The organism is Enterovibrio norvegicus DSM 15893 (assembly GCF_900115495.1).
GTDB lineage: Bacteria > Pseudomonadota > Gammaproteobacteria > Enterobacterales > Vibrionaceae > Enterovibrio > Enterovibrio norvegicus.
On sequence record NZ_FOWR01000008.1, the window covers coordinates 73,457 to 93,107 of the forward strand.

The 19,651-nt window shown below is 48.5% G+C and carries 14 protein-coding genes; 4 read left to right on the forward strand and 10 right to left on the reverse strand.

Annotated elements, in window-relative coordinates; all coding sequences use genetic code 11:
* Positions 1–226: 226 nt before the first annotated feature.
* On the forward strand, positions 227–670 hold the full coding sequence (locus BM082_RS06810; RefSeq protein ID WP_017012827.1) for a CBS domain-containing protein: 444 nt from the start codon (positions 227–229) through the stop codon (positions 668–670).
* Between the two features lie 74 nt (positions 671–744).
* Here BM082_RS06810 and BM082_RS06815 read toward each other — a convergent pair whose 3' ends face one another.
* The 4 genes from BM082_RS06815 to apbC form a co-directional block, all read right to left on the reverse strand.
* Positions 745–2,901 (reverse strand): AsmA family protein, encoded by a 2,157-nt coding sequence (locus BM082_RS06815; RefSeq protein WP_074926089.1) that lies wholly within the window; start codon positions 2,899–2,901, stop codon positions 745–747.
* 278 nt (positions 2,902–3,179) lie between these two features.
* Positions 3,180–3,767, reverse strand: coding sequence for a dCTP deaminase (gene dcd, locus BM082_RS06820; RefSeq protein WP_017011610.1), 588 nt, complete (start codon positions 3,765–3,767; stop codon positions 3,180–3,182).
* A gap of 205 nt (positions 3,768–3,972) precedes the next feature.
* Positions 3,973–4,614 (reverse strand): uridine kinase, encoded by a 642-nt coding sequence (gene udk, locus BM082_RS06825; RefSeq protein ID WP_017011611.1) that lies wholly within the window; start codon positions 4,612–4,614, stop codon positions 3,973–3,975.
* 176 nt (positions 4,615–4,790) lie between these two features.
* The gene (apbC, locus tag BM082_RS06830) at positions 4,791–5,882 is read right to left on the reverse strand and encodes an iron-sulfur cluster carrier protein ApbC (RefSeq protein WP_017011612.1); all 1,092 of its coding nucleotides are present in this window, start codon (positions 5,880–5,882) and stop codon (positions 4,791–4,793) included.
* 217 nt (positions 5,883–6,099) lie between these two features.
* Between apbC and metG the strand changes: the two genes are divergently transcribed.
* Positions 6,100–8,145, forward strand: coding sequence for a methionine--tRNA ligase (metG, locus tag BM082_RS06835; protein ID WP_074926093.1), 2,046 nt, complete (start codon positions 6,100–6,102; stop codon positions 8,143–8,145).
* 265 nt (positions 8,146–8,410) lie between these two features.
* The gene (locus BM082_RS06840; RefSeq protein ID WP_074926097.1) at positions 8,411–9,211 is read left to right on the forward strand and encodes a hypothetical protein; all 801 of its coding nucleotides are present in this window, start codon (positions 8,411–8,413) and stop codon (positions 9,209–9,211) included.
* A 122-nt stretch (positions 9,212–9,333) separates the two neighbouring features.
* Here the strand turns inward: BM082_RS06840 and BM082_RS06845 are convergent, their stop codons facing one another.
* The 6 genes from BM082_RS06845 to lrp all read right to left on the reverse strand — a co-directional run bounded on the left by BM082_RS06845 (position 9,334) and on the right by lrp (position 18,367).
* Positions 9,334–10,896: a methyl-accepting chemotaxis protein gene (locus BM082_RS06845; RefSeq protein WP_017012824.1), complete on the reverse strand. Its 1,563-nt coding sequence runs from the start codon at positions 10,894–10,896 to the stop codon at positions 9,334–9,336.
* A gap of 327 nt (positions 10,897–11,223) precedes the next feature.
* Positions 11,224–12,510: a serine--tRNA ligase gene (gene serS / locus BM082_RS06850; RefSeq protein WP_074926102.1), complete on the reverse strand. Its 1,287-nt coding sequence runs from the start codon at positions 12,508–12,510 to the stop codon at positions 11,224–11,226.
* A gap of 172 nt (positions 12,511–12,682) precedes the next feature.
* Entirely contained in the window at positions 12,683–14,017 is a 1,335-nt protein-coding gene (locus BM082_RS06855; protein WP_017012109.1) for a replication-associated recombination protein A, read from the reverse strand.
* Positions 14,018–14,032: 15 nt separating this feature from the next.
* Positions 14,033–14,629, reverse strand: coding sequence for an outer membrane lipoprotein periplasmic chaperone LolA (gene lolA, locus BM082_RS06860; protein WP_017012110.1), 597 nt, complete (start codon positions 14,627–14,629; stop codon positions 14,033–14,035).
* A 14-nt stretch (positions 14,630–14,643) separates the two neighbouring features.
* Positions 14,644–17,613 (reverse strand): DNA translocase FtsK, encoded by a 2,970-nt coding sequence (locus BM082_RS06865; RefSeq protein ID WP_017012823.1) that lies wholly within the window; start codon positions 17,611–17,613, stop codon positions 14,644–14,646.
* 259 nt (positions 17,614–17,872) lie between these two features.
* Positions 17,873–18,367, reverse strand: a complete 495-nt coding sequence (lrp, locus tag BM082_RS06870) for a leucine-responsive transcriptional regulator Lrp (RefSeq protein ID WP_016961524.1) — start codon at positions 18,365–18,367, stop codon at positions 17,873–17,875.
* A 165-nt stretch (positions 18,368–18,532) separates the two neighbouring features.
* Here lrp and ald point away from each other — a divergent pair, with 165 nt between their 5' ends.
* The gene (gene ald / locus BM082_RS06875; RefSeq protein ID WP_017015938.1) at positions 18,533–19,648 is read left to right on the forward strand and encodes an alanine dehydrogenase; all 1,116 of its coding nucleotides are present in this window, start codon (positions 18,533–18,535) and stop codon (positions 19,646–19,648) included.
* Positions 19,649–19,651: the final 3 nt, after the last annotated feature.

The window sequence follows — 19,651 nt, forward strand, 5'->3', positions numbered from 1 at the left end:
CTTATTGCATCTCTATTGTATCTTTGCCGTGTCAGCCTATAGAAAGACACTCGCTGACAAAAGACTCGATTCTATCGATCAACATCAATTGTGAAAGTAATTCCCCGTTTTATTACAGAATTTTTCTGAAAGCGCCACAAAATTCCTAGGCATACCTCTCAGCATTAGTCCCTATTTTCTGTAGGTTTATAGGGAGACATGATGACGAAGAGGAGGGATCGTAAAGATGCCAGGAAAAGTTTCAGATTACATGACGCAAAAACTCATTACTGTTGCCCCACAAATCGGTGTCAGAGAGGCCTACTTCACCATGCGTGATGAGGAAATTCGCCACTTACCGGTGATGGATGGCGATGCACTCGTCGGCATTATCAGCGACCGCCAACTCCGCAGACCCAATTGGGCTGACGAATCCCCTGACATCGAACACCCCTATTTACTGTCCGACGATCTCACCGTGGGTGATGTGATGGAGCGAAGCGTCGTTACTTGCCGAACCTATGAAACCCTTTCCAAAGCAAACAAGGCCCTTTTAAGCGCCAATGTTGGCGCAATGCCTGTGCTTGATAAAACAGATACCCTTGTGGGCATTTTGTCCGCGGTGGATTTGCTCGGTGCGTTGCAAGACTTATTGAACAAAGAGAAGAGCCAGAAGAAACAGCGCGCGTAACCATCCCGTTCAATACATAAAGAAAAAGCCGCATTCAGCGGCTTTTTCATAAGTGAGTAACTCACTGCGCAAGCTTAGTTAAACAAGCCTTTGAGCAATTTGTCTGCCACTTGTTTTACGTTGTCGTCATCGGCTTTATCACCAAGCAGTTTCTTCAAACCACGCTCCGCTTCTTTACGTGCTTTCTCTTCCAATACTTTATTGTTTGAAAGCAGCGCTTTGACATCCAACTCGTACGTCGGTGCTTGCCATGTTCCGCCCAATGCGACAGGAATCGACACGTCGTTCAGCTCGTCAATGTCTTTACCGCCCTGTCCTTTACTGGTGCCCACAACCGATGTGACGATATCAAAGTCGATCGTTTCAGCAATCAGGTTTGTTGAACCTTCACCACGAACGCGAATCGCAGGCGCTTCGAGTTTCAAGTTACGCGTTGATGCATTGCCACCGCCCAGGTTAAAGGTCGCCGTAAGCGCGCTAAAGTCCGTTTTCTTGGTCTCTTCAACATACTCTGCACGCTTGCCTTTGAGCGTCGCTTTGGCTTCGCGGATCATTTCTGGAATGTTAATGCCATCCACAGAACCGTCTGCAAAGTTAATCGCGATCGTTCCCGTGATGCCTGCGCGCAAGCGCTTCTCAGACAGGCCAACACCGCTTAGGTTAGCGTCAATGTTACCTTTACCAGAAAGCATGTCTTCGTTCGCCGCCGCTTTAAGCAAAGGCTGAACATTGACGTTCTTAATCACTTTCTTCACTTGATAACGGGCAGGTGATGTGGTCGCATTCAACGAACCTGTCGCAGCGATGGTACCGTCATACAACTTCGCATCAAATTGCTTGAGCGTCGCTTTGCCTCGGTTTACCGCAAATGCCGTTGTCACGTCAGTCACTTCAACGTTATTCGCGATGAATTCTTCAATCAGGATTTTACCTGCAATGTCTAACCCTTTCAGGGCCGACAGATCAGGTTCAACATCGCTCAATGGGGCTTTCTTCGCAGGTACAGACGGTTTAGGTGCTTCGCCTTGTGATGCATTGTCATCAGAGGCAGGGGCTGACCCTTCTTTTCCGCCAAGGAACGCATCAACGTTAATCTTTTTGCTGTGAAGGTCAAAACGCACCGCAGGAATATCCGCCAATACAACAGATGCATTGCCATCAACCACAAGCTCATCCACGTTTGCAACAAGGTTCGCTAACGACACCTTCTGCACTGCGCCGTTATAGTCAACATCGCCTTTAAAGCCGACGTTCATTTTCGGACGAGGAAGCGCTGATCCCACCAATGCGGTTGCCACATCAATGCCTTTTACCGCAATTTGCTGCATGGTGTCATCAACCAACAATTCTGCGGTACCCGACGTATCAAACGCCAAGTCATTCGCTTTGCCTTTAACCGAAAAGCCAATGTTTGCAGGAATCGCAATACCCGCTTGGTCAGCGGTCACACTGACACTTTCAAGCGTCAGTTGCGGATCGTTCAAAGTGGCAGACACTGACAGTTTACGAAGCTGAGATTTAATGGCGTCTTTTGCCAGCATCGCTTCCGTTGTGCCACGGGCAGTAAATGCCATCGCGTTTTGCTTACCTTGCACATTGAATTCAATCGGCACCCAAAGGCCCGTTTCCAATTTACCTACATTCAGGTTCAATGTACTGATTTCACTCACTGTGCCAGCTTTGTCATCACGAACCGTTGCGCTTGCATCCACGAGATCCAACCCGCCAATCGCGATAGTCCATGCTGTTGCTGGATCAGCAGGCGTTGTGCCTTCTTGCGGTGTTTCTGATACTGGCGCTGTTGTGCCTGCGGCATCTGCTGGCGCGGCAGCTTCTTCGCCACCCGTTAGACCATCAAGGTTTGTGGTGCCGTTTGGCAGTGTTTGGATAAACACGTGCGCGCCATAAAGGCTAACAAGACCGATATCCAGAGTGTCTGACAGCAATGGCATCACGGAAACAGACATTTCCGCTTTATCCAAACTCACCAGATTCGGTTCCGCAAAACCTTCCGGGTTTTTAAATTGAAGCTTTTCGACAGACAAGCCAAGACTTGGCCAGAATCGCCAACTGATATCACCGTCGATGACCAATTCACGACCCGTCGTTTTCTTCACTTCTTCAGTGATCAGGGGCTTAAAGTCATTCGGGTTGATGACGGTGACAAGCACACCGATGGCAACCACAACGAGCAGTACCAAGCCAAGAAGTATGTAGAGGATTTTTTTCATAATAATGTGTCGTCCCTTTTTTAGAGCTTGCCTCTTCACCTTCGATGAGTGCCATGTTCTCAATGACATGAACGTCTCAAAGGCATAGCGCATATGAGGCGGTATAACGAGATGTGTGGAAGCCTAGCGAAATCTCTCTGCAATTGCTCTAGTAGACAATGCAGATTCAGCATAATTCCAACCTTCCTGCTGAACGTTGACGGAAAATCACTTTCGTCCGCTAGCGCCATTCATGGTTAATATTGTGTCGTTACCGTTGTATCTTTGTCGTTGTGTGGTTACACACCGTCATCTTCGATGCGTGATGCCACTGCACCTTGTTGGTTTTTGTATTTGGCATTTTCGCGCTTGTTATAAGGGCGATCAGCAGGCCCGCTCATTGTTTCAAAACTCAGCGCACCAATAGGCATACCTGGCCTTAACGCAAGGGGTAAACGCCCACTGTTGAAAAACTCTAATACGATACGGCCTTTCCAGCCAGGATCGATACGATGTGCGGTGACATGCACCATCAGCCCCAATCTCGCCAATGATGAACGGCCATCGAGCCAACCTACGATGTCATCCGGCAGCGTCACGATTTCCTGCGTAACAGCTAGCGCCAATTGCCCAGGGTGAAGGTAAAACGCTTCACCATCTGCAATGTGGATTTCTTCACTCATGATTTTATCGACTTGAGACGAGACTTCGTCTTTTGGCCCTGACAAATCAATATACGGTGCACCGTGATCACTGAAGACTCTAAATTTGTTCCCCAAGGTCACATCTGCTGTCACCCCAGAAATATCTTCATCGCTTGGACGCGGGTCGATCACTATCTTGCCTTCATCCAAATAATCGATGATGTGTTTATCGCTCAATCTCATCGCGCATTCCCTTTAGCAAGCTATTCAATGGTGTGACGTGTTCTCTGTCTTTGCAATTCTTAGCCCAAACACCCTTCTTCGAGGTTTCCAACCCTCATATTAAAGCCGTTGGACGTACACACGCACTCGCCCGAGCGAAACCTCAGGTGCTGGGTATTTTATCGAAGGACAGATAGAAAAAAAGCCGGACTCAGCCGGCTTTTTATTAATCTTTCAGTAGTTTGGCGATATGCGCCTTGAGAACATCAATCGCGATGCGGTTTTTACCGCCGCGAGGGACAATGATGTCTGCATACTGTTTGGATGGTTCAATGAACTGCATGAACATTGGGCGAACCGTGTTTTGGTACTGTTGAAGCACAGATTCCATTGTACGGCCACGCTCTGCTACATCGCGTTTAACACGACGAAGCAAACAGATATCTAGTGGCGTATCCATAAAGATACTCGCGTGCATCAAGTCACGTAGACGCGGGTCGGTAAGCAACAAAATACCTTCAAGGATGATCACCTTCTTCGGTGTCAACTTGGTGGTTTCCGTCATGCGGGTATGTTCGGCGTAGCTGTACTGAGGCACATCTACTGCCTTACCTTCCGTTAGCGCTTGAAGATGTTGGCAAAGTAAATCGTGGTCTAGCGCCTGCGGGTGGTCATAGTTCGTTTTGACACGCTCATCCATGCTGAGGTGACCTTGATCGCGATAGTAGCGGTCTTCCGTGATAACACCGATCTGGTGATCGCCAACTTTCTCTTTTAGTTCCTGATAAATCGTACTGGCGATCAGACTTTTACCGGATGCAGATGCGCCTGCGATACCGATAATGACACATTGGTTGTTGTCACTCATAAATGAATACCCGGAAATTTGGCGAGAAATAAACCGCCTGATTATAGGGAGTTGAGCTCTCAGGTGCCAACTAAAATTAGGAAAAGCGCCCATTTGAAACGCAAAGCGGACAAAGCTTCATCAATGTGACGTTACTTTATCCGCTTTTTCTCTGCGCTTCAGGCTTGTGACGTAGATCACCCTACTGTTGTAATGGAAATTTGAGCAGGTGCAGCCTCACCATTCCAGAACAATTTACTCGCCACACCCAACGCCATCTGGCGATAAATCACCGAATGCTCGCTATCGGGTTGACTCGCCACCGTCGGTGCGCCGGCATCAATGTCTTCACGAATGCGAATATGAAGCGGCACTTGACCTAGTAAAGACAATCCATATTGCGCAGCCATTTTTTGTGCGCCACCTTCACCAAAAATGGCTTCTTGGTGTCCGCATTGGCTACAAATATGGTAGCTCATGTTCTCCACCACACCGAGCACAGGAACCGCGACTTTCTCAAACATAGCGACACCTTTTATGGCATCAGCGAGCGCAAGATCTTGCGGTGTTGTCACAACGATCGCTGCCGTCACGGGAAATTGCTGCGCCAAGCTCAGCTGAATGTCACCTGTGCCCGGTGGCATGTCCACCACCAAATAATCCAAGTCAGGCCAGCGCGTTTCATTCACTAATTGCGCGAACGCTTTGGATGCCATTGGCCCTCGCCACACCATCGCATTTTCATCAGGCACGAGATACCCGATCGAGTTACTGAACAGCCCATGGGCTTCAATCGGTTCCATGGTTTTGCCATCGAGTGAATGCGGCTGCTTGCCTTTGGTTCCTAACATGAGTGGTAACGAAGGCCCGTAGATGTCGGCATCAAGCACGCCCACTTTCGCACCTTGTGCTCGCAATGCCAGCGCAAGGTTTACCGACGTGGTCGATTTGCCCACGCCCCCTTTTGCAGAACTCACGACAATCAGATTCTTCACGCCTTTCAATAACGCTTTGTCGCCCGCTTTTAACGGCACAACGCTTTGCGTTACTTTGAAACGAGGGAGCGAAATGTCTCGTTCAATCTGCACTTCAATCCACGCATCAAGCTCAGACGCCAGTTCACTGGCCGCAAACGGAAACGTCACGGTAAACGCCTTATCGCCAGATTGCGCCACCAGGCCATGTTGACTCGCCCAGTCACCAATAAGTGCAGGATGTTCAAATTGATTCAAGAAGGCTATCGCGGCAGATAAATCCGCATCCTTATTTTTACTACGACCAAATATCATGGTGAGCACCGTCTCCTCGTGCGAATACTATTGCTGTTTTACTTAGCCTAATGAAAATGACACCAATTCACACGGTTTTTACACGCTTTGAATAACCAAGTAACGAGAATCCATGAAAGTGAGTGATTCACACCACATGCTAGGCAATCCAGCGTCTATCAGGTAAGATTTGCGGCATTCTTCCGATTCATTCTGTCAAAAGCGAACGATCTAGATTATGGCTGCAAACCAACGAAAAATTCTGGTTACCTGTGCCCTGCCTTACGCAAATGGTTCTATTCATTTGGGTCATATGCTCGAGCATATTCAGGCAGACGTGTGGGTGCGTTATCAGCGCCTGCGTGGCAACACGGTTAACTTCATCTGTGCAGACGATGCGCACGGTACGCCGATCATGCTGAAAGCTCAGCAGTTGGGTATTGAACCGGAAGCCATGATTGCGGAAATGCAAAAAGAGCATGAAACAGATTTCGCAGGCTTCGATATCAGTTTTGACAACTACCACAGCACCCACAGTGATGAGAACCGTGAACTTGCGTCGCACATCTATACGCAACTAAAAAACAATGGTTTCATCAACAGCCGCAGCATTTCTCAACTGTTTGACCCAGAAAAAGAAATGTTCTTGCCAGACCGTTTCGTGAAAGGCACTTGCCCGAACTGTAAGTCTGAAGACCAATACGGCGACAACTGTGATAACTGTGGCGCAACCTACAGCCCTACCGAACTGATCAACCCTAAATCAGCGGTAAGCGGTGCGACGCCAGTCATGAAAGACTCCGTCCACTTCTTCTTTGACTTGCCACAATTCGCGGGCATGTTGAAAGACTGGACCACCTCTGGTGCGCTTCAAGAAGAAACCGCAAACAAAATGGCAGAGTGGTTCGAAACAGGTCTGCAACAGTGGGATATTTCTCGCGATGCCCCTTACTTTGGTTTCGAAATCCCAGGTGAGCCAGGCAAGTACTTCTACGTATGGCTAGATGCACCGATTGGCTACATGGGTTCATTCAAGAACTTCTGTGACAAAAACAGCCACGTTGATTTTGACGAATACTGGAAAAAAGATTCAACGACCGAGCTTTACCACTTCATCGGTAAAGACATCGTGTATTTCCACAGTCTGTTCTGGCCTGCAATGCTTGAAGGATCAGGTTTCCGCAAACCTACCAATGTGTTCGTTCATGGTTATGTGACCGTTAACGGTGCGAAAATGTCGAAATCAAAAGGCACTTTCGTTAAAGCAAGCACTTACCTGAAACACCTAGACCCTGAATGCCTGCGTTATTACTACGCGGCGAAGCTCAACAACCGCATCGACGATCTGGATTTGAATCTTGAAGATTTCGTTCAGCGTGTAAACTCTGACATCGTGAACAAGGTGGTTAACCTTGCATCACGTAACGCAGGTTTCATTGCGAAGCGTTTCGAAGGAAAACTGTCTGCTGAATGTGCAGAGCCTGCACTGTATGCAGAATTTGCTGACGCAGCAGATCGCATTGGTAACATGTTCGAGAAGCGCGAGTTTAGCCGTGCGATTCGTGAAATCATGGCGCTGGCAGACAAAGCCAACCAATACGTTGACGAAAAAGCCCCATGGGTTGTTGCAAAAGAAGAAGGCAAAGATGCTGAACTTCAATCGATCTGTTCAATGGGCATCAACCTGTTCCGAGTGTTAATGGCTTACCTAAAACCAGTAATGCCAGAACTAGCAAAACGCACAGAAGCGTTCTTGAATGAAACCCTAACGTGGGAAGGCATCGCGCAGCCGCTGACCGATCACACAGTTAGCCCGTTCAAAGCCTTGTTCAGCCGTATTGATCCTAAACACGTTGAAGCAATGGTTGAATCATCGAAAGAAGATGCAGCCGCTGAAAAAGCGCTGGCGGATAAAGCGAACGCAAACACGAGTCCATTGGCTGCAGAGCCAATCGCCGCAGAAATCGAATTCGACGACTTTGCAAAAGTTGATCTTCGTATCGCGAAAATCATTTCATGTGAAGAAGTGCCAAAAGCTAACAAGTTACTTAAGTTCCAGTTGGACATCGGCGGCGAAACACGCCAAGTGTTCTCTGGCATTAAATCCGCTTACAAAGCGGAAGACCTTGTTGGTAAGTACACCGTTGTTGTTGCTAACTTGAAGCCACGCAAAATGAAGTTCGGCATGTCTGAAGGCATGATCCTAGCGGCTGGCCCTGGTGGTAAAGACCTTTGGTTACTTGAGCCACATGAAGGCGCACAAGCGGGCATGCGTGTCATGTAATTTGGCACTCGCCAATACATAGCCTTATCGCGCTAACACCATTGAAAAGAGAGCTCCGGCTCTCTTTTTTATTGCTTGTTTTTCTCTCGCCTATTTCTCGTCATTTCTGCTTAACAGCCCCCTAACTTGCACCACGTTAGGTCATGTTTGCATCAACACGCATCACTGGTTGCATATGAATTTTGTAAACCATTGAAATGTCGTCTATAAAAATTGGCACAACCCCTGCAATTGTTATACAGGCTCTCTTATCGAGGAAAATGTTATGACAATGCTAACGTCCATCACGCCAAACTGGTTTCGTCAGTTCGCTAAAAGCTTTACGCGCTCACGTGATTTAAGGCAGGAGCACTACCGCTCTCAGATCTCTTCACTGCGCACGCTACTCTGGATGCTGCATGAACACAACTCACGCTTTGTACTTGCACCTCAGTCGCCAAAAGCATCAGAGGCGCGTTCAGACATCTATAAACATTGCCTAAAAATGCAACGTGAATGCGCCGCGCCTCAACGCCCGCTTTTTCGCGTGCTCAACAGCCGAATGGAGGACGCACTCGCAGCCTTGCCTAACCAATCAAAAGCCGCATGGTATGCGATTCATGCGCGTGCATCCGATCATCTCGTTTATATTATTGATGAAGTGACCCGTGCATATTTCAGCGAAAACATGGCGGACACATCTTACGAGGAGTATCAGGCGTTCTGGCAGATTTGGATTGATACCAAAGAAGCGCAACTGCGCTTTGAACAAGCCACCATGCGTTTTTCAGAAGGGAAGACGACAGCATGGCAATCGGTGAACCTTCAAAGCCGCATACTGCAAAAACGTATGCACCAGCTTTCGTTGATGACATCTTCAGAAGCATCAATGGCGTTTGAGCGCATCGACAGTCGCTTTGATTCCATCATTCACGCAGAAGATGGACAAATTCCCGCCGAATCTCTGACAAAGATCAGCACAGACCTGAGCGTAGTATTGCTTCACCTCTTCGACCAAGAGCTATCAATACGCACCGCCGCAACCAACGAATACAAAGTGACCAGGGTTGCTTTGGCTTCTCAATAGGATGGCCTAAGCCTCACAATGCATAGAGAGAATGCATCACGTTGAACACCAAATAGAAAAAGAAAAACCGCCAGTGACGGCGGTTTTTTTGTCTCAAACAATGTATTCCAAACACAAGGGCACTAGCCAGTTCGACGGAACTGCTTAACCAAGCGTTTTTGCTCTTGAAGGGCTTGATAGAGTGTTTCCGCTTCATCGACTGACTCACGGGCAATGTTGATCGTTTCTTGAGATACCTCAGAAACAGACTGGATATTGCCGTTCATTTCATTAGACACCGCGGCTTGCTCTTGAACAGCTGTCGCGATTTGGTGATTTCTATCATTGATGTCTGTCACCAACTCTTGAGAACGTCTCAACACCTCACCGGCTTGCTCAGCGCTTGATACACAATCAACAGACAATGCCGTGCCGCGTTCCATAGATTCAACCGCTTGCTTAGTGCCGTTCTGGATCTGCGAGATAACGTCTTGGATTTCAGAGGTTGATTCTTGAGTTCGTTGAGCCAGAGCCCGAACTTCATCAGCAACCACCGCAAAACCACGCCCTTGTTCACCGGCTCGTGCAGCCTCAATCGCGGCGTTCAACGCCAGCAAGTTAGTTTGCTCAGCAATACCTTGGATGACATCAGACACAGCACCAATGCGCTTACCGTGTTCTTCTAGTTCAGAAATAACACTCGATGCCGTATCCAATTGTTTAGCAAGGTGTTGAATGGCATCAACCGTTTTACCGACGGTTTCCATCCCTGCAAGGGTCGCTTCTTGGGCTTCCATCGCCGCGTCAGAGGCACTCTGTGTGTTCCCTGACATATCATTGGCAGTTGCAGACATTTGATTAATCGCTGCTGCAATTTGATCGGTTTCTGCATTTTGTCGGTCTAGGTTCGACGATGTACGTTGACCGTTCTCTTTCGCAAGGTTTGCAGCTGCAAGCACCTGATCACTGCCATCCATGATACGACCAACAACAGCATTCAATTCAGCTTCACGCATTTTCAGCGCCAACTCGATTTCAGACACATCATCAATTGCGCCGTTGTAGATGAATTCCATTAACGGGTTGTCATAAGCACTTCTTGCTCTCGACGTCACTCGCTCAAGACGACGCGTCAGCATGTATATCGCAACAATTGAAACGACAAGCTGTACGGCGACAGAGGCGATAAAACCACCGAAGAACCCTGCACCGCCAGCAAGTACAGCAGAAAGAACAAACCACATTGACGCACGCTGCCACAGTCGACTTCTTGGCATTTTCAAAGCTGATGGTGTCTTGCCGGCTAAAAGCTGCGGATACAATTTTTCTGCGCGGTCTACCGCTTTCCTGTCAGGAACCATACGCACTGATTGATACTCAACAATCTGTCCGTTCGATTTAATCGGTGATGCAAACGCATTTACCCAGTAGTGATCACCATTTTGGGAACGGTTTTTAACCATGCCCATCCACGACTTGCCGGACTTTATGAAGTCCCACATATTCTGGAATGCGGCTGGCGGCATAGACGGGTGACGGACCATGTTATGTGGCTGTCCAATCAATTCGTCGCGCGTGTAACCTGCTACTTCGCAGAATTCATCACTCACGTATTTGATGATCCCGCGTGTATCCGTCGTGGATAGTAAGTTGTAATCGACCGGAAATCGGATTTCCTTGTCCGTTACAGGATTATTGACTCGCATACGGCACTACCCTTTGTTTAGTGAGACATATTTCTTGTAATTAATACTAGACGAAATATTTCATCTGTAAGAGCAAGGTTCTGATTAATTAATCACTTACGTGCTAAAAATGAGATTTTCCTTTTTATTCAATAGAATAGCTGTCAATAACTTTATCAGTTGTGCATTGCCGCATCGATACAGCTCGCTAAGAGGACGGCGGCAAAAGCATCAGATTTTCTGCAATCTCTGAGGTTTAACGTGTGACGTAGATTTGACGTTTTACAGATAAAAGACATAAAAAAACCGGCCAATGAGGGCCGGTTTTCAATATCGTGTCTTACATGCTTAGCCGATGTGAGCAAGGCCACCCATGTACGGACGAAGTACTTCAGGCACTTCAATACGTCCATCTTCAAGCTGGTAGTTTTCTAGGATTGCTACCATAGTACGGCCAACAGCCAAACCAGAGCCGTTCAGCGTATGAAGAAGCTCAGGCTTCTTCTCTGATTTACGACGGAAGCGAGCTTGCATACGACGCGCTTGGAAGTCTGTCATGTTCGAACATGAAGAAATCTCGCGATACGTCGCTTGCGCTGGAACCCATACTTCTAGGTCATACGTTTTCGCTGCGCCGAAGCCCATGTCACCGGTACACAGGATCACTTTACGGTATGGCAGGTTCAGCAGTTGCAGAACTTTCTCAGCATGGCCCGTCAATTCTTCCAGTGCTGCCATTGAATCTTCTGGCTTCACGATTTGAACCAATTCAACTTTATCGAACTGGTGCATACGGATAAGACCGCGTGTATCACGACCGTAAGAACCCGCTTCTGAGCGGAAGCATGGTGTATGAGCAGTCATGCGAATTGGCAGATCAGCTTCATCGACGATGGTATCGCGAACCATGTTGGTCAACGGTACTTCAGCCGTTGGGATCAACGACATGCCAACGCCTTCTTCCGTCGCTGGTTGCGTGTGGAACAAATCCTCACCGAACTTCGGCAATTGACCTGTACCAAACAAGCTGTCAGCGTTCACCAAGTAAGGCACATACATTTCTGTGTAGCCGTGCTCAGTGGTGTGAAGATCTAGCATGAACTGTGCAATTGCACGGTGCAGACGCGCCATTTGGCCTTTCATCACGATGAAACGTGAACCAGACAATTTAACGGCGCTTGCGAAATCCAGGCCGCCAGAAAGCTCGCCAAGATCAACGTGGTCTTTCACGTCGAAATCGTAAGATTTAGGTTCACCCCAAACAGAGATTTCAACGTTTTCAGATTCGTCTTTACCAACCGGCACTGCATCATCAGCGACGTTTGGCACAGATTGAACAATGGCGTTCAATTCGTTTTGAAGATCAGCCAATTCTGCTTTTGCTTTGTTCAGCTCGTCGCCAAGGTTTTCAACTTCTGCCAGCAGTGGCTGGATGTCTTCGCCTTTCGCTTTCGCTTGACCGATGGACTTGGAACGAGAGTTACGCTCTGCTTGCAGCTCTTCTGTGCAAACTTGTAGCGATTTGCGTTTTTCTTCAAGGTCGCGAAGTGTATCGACGTCAAGCTTAAAGCCACGACGCGCCAGTTTTTCAGCTGTTGCGTCCAGCTCGGTACGAAGTAGTTTAGAATCCAGCATGTTAATCCTGTGAATCGTTATCTAACAGTGCCTGAAAAAGACTTAACGCTGCCACGCACTAATATGACAGCGCCAATATGAAAGGATCTGTACCCGCTAAATCGAGAGATATTTGTATCGCAGACAGTGGGTATTTATGGGTTTAAACAATACCCAAAATACCCCTTTTTTCCTAGCGTTTTTGAGGGCTATTTGCGTCCAATTGTTCAAGAAATGCCAACTTCTCAGCGATTTTAATTTCCAGTCCACGATTTACGGGTTCGTAATACCGCGTTCCTTTCATTTCAGCTGGGAAATAGCTTTCTCCTGCCGCATAAGCGTTTGGTTCGTCATGGGCATAGCGATACCCATCACCGTACCCCATTTCTTTCATCAATGTGGTCGGGGCGTTACGAAGATGGTTCGGCACGTCAAAATCAGGGTGCATCTGAGCATCACGTAAGGCTTGTTTCCATGCGGTATAAACAGCGTTGCTTTTGGGAGCACACGCGAGGTAAACCGTTGCCTGTGCGATGGCGCGTTCGCCTTCAGAAGGGCCAACACGTGTAAAGCAATCCCACGCGTTGATCGCGATTTCCATCGCACGGGGATCGGCATTCCCAATATCTTCGGAGGCAATGGCTAATAATCGTCTTGCCACATAAAGTGGATCACCACCTGCGGTGATAATGCGTGCATACCAATAAAGGGCAGCATCAGGGTCTGAACCACGCACTGATTTATGGAAGGCAGAAATCAAGTCGTACCAAAGATCGCCCTTGTTATCGAAGCGCGCGATTTTTTCACCCGCGACTTCCGCCAACAATTCGAGTGAAATGTTCTTCTGGCCTTTGCTATCTGGTTCTGCCATGTCTGACAGTAGCTCAAGATAGTTCAACGTCATGCGTGCATCACCAGACGTGAAGTTCGCCAGTTGTTCTTTGACACCCTCAAGGAAATGGAGCTTCTCCGCGCCAAGACCTCGAGTTTCATCCGTCAGCGCTTGCTCGATAACGTCAAGGATGTCGTCTTTGTCTAGCGATGTCAGCTTGTAAACACGCGCTCGAGACAACAGTGCGTTGTTTAATTCAAAGGAAGGGTTTTCTGTCGTCGCACCGATAAACGTGATGGTGCCATCTTCGATATGCGGCAAGAACGCGTCTTGCTGGCTTTTGTTGAAGCGATGCACCTCATCCACAAACAGGATAGTACGGCGTCCTACCAGCTGGTTCTCTCGCGCTTTTTCAATGGCAAGACGAATGTCTTTCACCCCTGAGGTAACCGCAGACACGCGTTCAATTTCCGCGTTCGAATAACCCGCAGCGACTTCCGCTAACGTGGTTTTCCCTGTTCCCGGTGGCCCCCATAAAATCATGGAATGCAGTTGGCCACTTTCTAACGCGCGTCGAAGCGGTTTGCCTTCACTCAACAGGTGTTTTTGTCCGATGTATTCGGCCAAGTTCGTTGGCCGCATACGCGCGGCCAATGGACGAAAGTCATCGGCGAAATCGAGACTTAAATTGCTCAAGAGGAAATACTCGTTTTACTGTCGTTGGTCGTCCAGCTCTACGCCTTCAGGAACAGTAAAGCTGAAAAGTGATGCGCTTGGCGACGCATTTTTGACATTGTCGAGGGCAAAACGGCTCATTTGGCCATCTTGTTCAACCACTGCAAAATCAGAAATGCGGCCATCAGGACGAACAGTCACAACGAACTCACCCAAGTTAGACGCTTGCTTTGGCGACAACACAAACTTGTCACCGTCTTGGCTCACATTGTAGTTCTGCCAATCCGCAGGGTCATTACGCGTTAGCAACACAAACGGGGTCTGAGACGTTGCATCGTCTAACCACATCGCGGTGACTTGCTCAATAAACGGACTGTAATACCACAAGGTTTTACCGTCTGAGATCAGTAGGTTCTCATCAGGCGTTACCGTTTCCCAGTTAAACAAGTTTGGACGCTTCATTGCGAGGGTGCCTTCACCTTCACTGATCACCTCGCCCTCAGGGCTGGTTACCGTTTGGTTGAACGCAGCGGTAAAGCTGTTCAGCTTATCAAGACGCGTATTCAACTCTTGCTGAGGAGACGCAAACACAGCAGGTGCAATCAGCAGCAGAGACAACAACATCTTCTTCATTCGTATCATTCCAATCAATCTCTCGAAGGAGGTGGCGGTGCCAACACTTCGCGATTTGAGTTATGCCCGGGTGGACTCACTATGCCCTGCACTTCGAGTTGTTCAACAATTCGTGCAGCGCGGTTATAACCAATTTTAAATCGGCGCTGTACGCCGGAGACTGACGCTCTGCGCGATTCAGTCACAAATTCAACGACCTGATCAAACAGCTGATCCAGCTCATCACCATCTGCACCTTCGGCGGCTTCGCCCGGTAACAGACCTTCAGAGCCTTGGTCGCCATTCGTAATGTCGGTGATGTACTGCGGCTTACCACGCGCTTTCCAGTTACTGACTACGCGGTGAACTTCGTCATCGTTTACAAACGCACCATGCACACGTGCAGGATGGTTAGAGCCATTCGGCATGAACAACATATCACCCATACCCAGCAGCGACTCTGCGCCACCTTGGTCAAGAATGGTGCGGGAGTCGGTTTTGGTGGATACCGTGAACGCCATTCGGGTTGGGATGTTCGCTTTGATCAAACCAGTAATTACATCAACCGATGGGCGTTGTGTTGCCAGTACAAGGTGAATACCTGCCGCACGCGCTTTTTGCGCCAAGCGAGCAATCAATTCTTCGACCTTCTTACCTACGACCATCATTAAGTCAGCAAATTCATCGACAATGACAACAATGTAGGGAAGTTTTTCTAAAACAGGGGCTGTTTCATCCATGCTGTCGCCCGGTTTCCAGAGCGGATCAGGAATAGGATGGTTCGCGTCATTGGCTTCTTTAACCTTGTCATTAAAGCCTGCGATGTTACGTACACCAAGGGCTGACATCAGTTTATAACGACGTTCCATTTCGGCCACACACCAACGTAGCGCGTTACCGGCATCTTTCATGTCGGTCACCACTTCGGTAAGAAGGTGTGGAATACCTTCATAAACCGACAATTCCAACATTTTCGGGTCAATCATGATGAAGCGAACATCTTCTGGGCCCGCTTTGTACAGCATGCTGACAATCATGACGTTTACGCCCACGGATTTACCCGAACCTGTCGTACCTGCCACCAGCATGTGCGGGGCTTTCGCTAGGTCTGTCACAACCGCTTCACCGGCGATGTCTTTACCCAGCACCACAGAAAGCGGCGACTTAGAGGTTTGGAAGCGTTCACTCGCGACGACTTCTGACATAAAGACGGTTTCACGGCTCGTGTTTGGAAGCTCAAGACCGATGTAAGGCTTACCAGGGATCACGTCTACAACGCGCACCGCACTGGTAGACAGCGAACGTGCGATGTCTTTCGACAAGCCCATGATGCGGCTTACTTTCACTCCAGGCGCAAGCTCTAGCTCGAAGCGTGTAATGACGGGACCAGGGAAGATACCTTTTACGGTGACCTTGATTTTGTAATCTTCAAGACGCGTTTCAATCAGCCTCGCTTGGTATTGCAACTCTTCGTCAGAAGCACGTGTCGCTGTTTTGCGCGCCGGATCGAGCAAATCCAACGTAGGTAGAGGCTCAGCCGGTTTTGGTAGGTTTGGCTCGTCTTTAATCAAAAATGGGTGTGTTGCACCTGCGGCATTTTTTTGTGCTTCACGAATGGTTTCGAGGAAAGGGTCTTCCTCATCAGGGATCACAGATTGTGCTTGGGCACGATCAAGCTCGGATAACCCATCGGTATTACCAATCGCAATCTCTCTCGCTTCAGCTTCACTTTGTGACTCTTCAACGACGTCCCATTCTGCTTGCGCGTCGACCGACTCGTTGTTTGCACTCTCTTTTGTCGTACGAACATCATCGTCGTCTTGCTCAAGTGTATCGTTCAACGCTGCGTTCTGAGAAACGCTTTGCGGCACGGCATCAACACTTGGTGCTAAATTCGGTGTGAAGCCTTCGTTTTCATCAATAGCGAACGGCGGTTCATCGCGATCATTCATTTCAAATGATGCTGCGGTATCACCTAGCACACTGTCGTCCGAGACTGGTCCTTGTTCAACCACCGACGAAGACGGTGACAGCAAGAAATCATCCTCAACCTGGGCATCGTCAAAGCTGATAGTCGGTTCTTTTCGTTCAGCGGATTCACCCGCCAATGCTGCACCAGAAACGGTGGCGGCAATGGCTGCTGTTACAGGTATCGGGCGCTCGGGGCTAAGCGACGTTGTCGAAGTAGCATGGATAATAGGCGCAGGCGCGCCCTCTTGCGGTTCAACGCGTTGCACCTTGTTCAGTGCCGTCAGATCGGCGAGTTCACGGCCATCCGTTTTGGTTTGTTGCACGAACAATGGATCGTCTTTATCGGCATCCGACAGTTCAACGCTTTCTGAGGTATCAACCGTTGAGCCAAGCATCTGCGGTTTATCGCCACGCACGCGGTTAACAACCCAAGTCGCCGCAAATAACGTCTTTTCGCCCAAGGTATCCACAATGGTCAACCATGAAATACCCGTGAACAGCGTGAAACCCGCTGCCCATAAGAACAGAAACACGAGCGTTGTTCCCAGAATATTAAACAGAGGCAGCGCGATGCCTGACAGCACATCCCCCACTACCCCACCGGATGAGAAATACCAAAAATCATCGAAATTCAGATCGGCAAGGCCACAACTGGTCAAGAACAACAGCACCACACCGAGGATGCGTGTGGCGAGGATGGTATAGTTTAAAGGTTCAGACTCTCCACGACGGCGGAAGAACACCCATCCACCGAGAACAAGCAACAGCGGAAGTGGGTACGCTAACGTGCCAAGAGAGAAAAAGAAGGTATCTGCCACCCAAGCACCAAATGTGCCTGCGGCGTTCTGAACAGGCCCATCCCACGCGGTTTGAGACCAAGATGGATCTGCTGAGTCATAACTGAGGAGAGAAACTAGGATAAACACGGCTGACAGCAAAGCGAGAATGAGCGCGGTTTCTTTCAAGCGCTGCCTTCCGTTTAATCGACGCGGGGTCTCTGTCTGTTTGTGCTCCTGACGCAAGGAAAACTCCATTATCACCTATCTATTTAATCTTATTCCGATCTGCGTATGTTGGCTTCGTTATTCTACGTTTTTGCCATCCCATACCATCGGTGAAGGGTTACGATTGTTTATGTTGGTGAATTGTTGAGTTACAAAGCATAAATCACTCAACACATCAGCCTTTTGCAAAAGTGTACACCAAACAAAAAAACAAACCGAGCAGCAAGCTACTCGGTTTGTAGAATATAACACTCTTCTAAGCCCAATGTGTCCGAGCGGTGTGAGGTTACTAACGCGTTTTAATGACCAAATGATTGGTCTGCTTAACCTCTTCCATCACCACGTAGGTACGGGTGTCATTAACACCTGGAAGACGAAGCAATGTTTCGCCTAACAACTTACGGTATGCAGACATATCAGAAACGCGGGTTTTCAAAAGGTAATCGAAGTCACCGGATACAAGGTGACACTCCTGAATGTCTTCTAACTGCTGAACGGCTTTGTTGAATTGCTCGAAAACATCCGGCGCACCACGGTTAAGCGTAATTTCAACGAAAACTAACAGAGAAGCGTCAAGGAACTGAGGGTTAAGTAACGCGGTATACCCGCTGATGTAACCTTGTCTCTCTAGACGTCTAACACGCTCTAGACACGGTGTTGGCGACAGGCCTACACGCTTCGACAACTCGACGTTAGATACACGCCCATCCTTTTGTAGCTCATTAAGAATATTTCTATCTATACGGTCCAATTCCTTGGAGGGTTTCTTTTTGGCGTCAACCATTTTTTATTCCACCTTCTTACGTCCTTGCAATGTTAAATGCCATTTTTCCTAACATAACTTTAATATTTAGCATCAAATCTGGCTTTTTGCGAACTATACTAGCTCTAAATACAACAATAACACAAAACACTAGCTAATAACTCTACAAAGAATCGAGGAATCAGGATGATCATTGGTGTACCTAAAGAAATCAAAAACCACGAGTACCGTGTAGGCATGGTCCCTGCTAGCGTTCGAGAACTCACTTCCCGTGGCCACTCAGTTAACGTCCAGTCACAGGCAGGCATGGGGATCGGCTTCAGCGACGATGACTATGTTCAAGCAGGCGCAACAATATTGCCCACGGCTGAAGACGTCTTCGCGATCGCCGAAATGATTGTAAAAGTTAAAGAGCCGCAGGCTGTTGAACGTGCCATGCTTCGCGAAGGGCAAATTTTGTTTACTTATTTGCACCTTGCACCAGATTTTCCACAGACACAAGACCTTATCAAGAGCAAAGCTGTCTGTATAGCCTATGAAACCGTAACAGATTCTAAGGGTAGATTGCCACTCCTTGCCCCTATGTCCGAAGTTGCTGGTCGAATGTCGATCCAAGCAGGTGCGCAGGCACTTGAAAAATCCCGTGGCGGTGCAGGAATGCTGCTAGGCGGCGTTCCTGGCGTTGAACCCGCGAAAATCGTCGTGTTGGGTGGTGGTGTAGTTGGTTCAAATGCTGCAAGAATGGCCGTTGGCATGCGTGCTGATGTAACCATCTTAGATCGCAACATTGATACACTGCGTGCCCTCGATGAAGAGTTCCAAGGACGCGCTAAAGTGCTCTACTCAACAGAAGAAATTCTCGAAAAGCACGTTCTCGCCGCAGATTTGGTCATCGGAGCAGTACTCATCCCTGGTGCGGCAGCACCAAAATTGGTAAACGCTGGTCATATCAAGCGTATGAAACCGGGCGCAGCCGTGGTGGATGTCGCCATTGATCAAGGCGGTTGTTTCGAAACGTCTCACGCTACCACCCACGCCGATCCAACCTACATCGTTGATGATGTTGTTCACTACTGTGTCGCAAACATGCCTGGCGCTGTAGCACGAACGTCTACTTTTGCCCTCAATAACGCGACACTTCCTTATATCGTTAAGCTGGCAAACCAAGGCTACCGCGAGGCATTATTAACTGACGATAACCTGCTAAATGGCTTGAACGTCATCGATGGGAAAGTGACCATTAAAGAGGTCGCAGAATCTTTCGACTTAGAATTTGTTGATCCGCGAGCGGCGCTTGCGTAGTAG

What these genes read in the sequence shown, in the direction of transcription:
- dcd (WP_017011610.1), bottom strand. Translation starts at nt 3,767, where the DNA reads ATGAGATTGAGCGATAAACACATCATCGATTATTTGGATGAAGGCAAG.
- BM082_RS06815 (WP_074926089.1), bottom strand. Translation starts at nt 2,901, where the DNA reads ATGAAAAAAATCCTCTACATACTTCTTGGCTTGGTACTGCTCGTTGTG.
- BM082_RS06845 (WP_017012824.1), bottom strand. Translation starts at nt 10,896, where the DNA reads ATGCGAGTCAATAATCCTGTAACGGACAAGGAAATCCGATTTCCGGTC.
- lrp (WP_016961524.1), bottom strand. Translation starts at nt 18,367, where the DNA reads ATGGTTGACGCCAAAAAGAAACCCTCCAAGGAATTGGACCGTATAGAT.
- udk (WP_017011611.1), bottom strand. Translation starts at nt 4,614, where the DNA reads ATGAGTGACAACAACCAATGTGTCATTATCGGTATCGCAGGCGCATCT.
- serS (WP_074926102.1), bottom strand. Translation starts at nt 12,510, where the DNA reads ATGCTGGATTCTAAACTACTTCGTACCGAGCTGGACGCAACAGCTGAA.
- BM082_RS06840 (WP_074926097.1), top strand. Translation starts at nt 8,411, where the DNA reads ATGACAATGCTAACGTCCATCACGCCAAACTGGTTTCGTCAGTTCGCT.
- metG (WP_074926093.1), top strand. Translation starts at nt 6,100, where the DNA reads ATGGCTGCAAACCAACGAAAAATTCTGGTTACCTGTGCCCTGCCTTAC.
- BM082_RS06865 (WP_017012823.1), bottom strand. Translation starts at nt 17,613, where the DNA reads ATGGAGTTTTCCTTGCGTCAGGAGCACAAACAGACAGAGACCCCGCGT.
- BM082_RS06810 (WP_017012827.1), top strand. Translation starts at nt 227, where the DNA reads ATGCCAGGAAAAGTTTCAGATTACATGACGCAAAAACTCATTACTGTT.
- apbC (WP_017011612.1), bottom strand. Translation starts at nt 5,882, where the DNA reads ATGATATTTGGTCGTAGTAAAAATAAGGATGCGGATTTATCTGCCGCG.
- ald (WP_017015938.1), top strand. Translation starts at nt 18,533, where the DNA reads ATGATCATTGGTGTACCTAAAGAAATCAAAAACCACGAGTACCGTGTA.
- lolA (WP_017012110.1), bottom strand. Translation starts at nt 14,629, where the DNA reads ATGAAGAAGATGTTGTTGTCTCTGCTGCTGATTGCACCTGCTGTGTTT.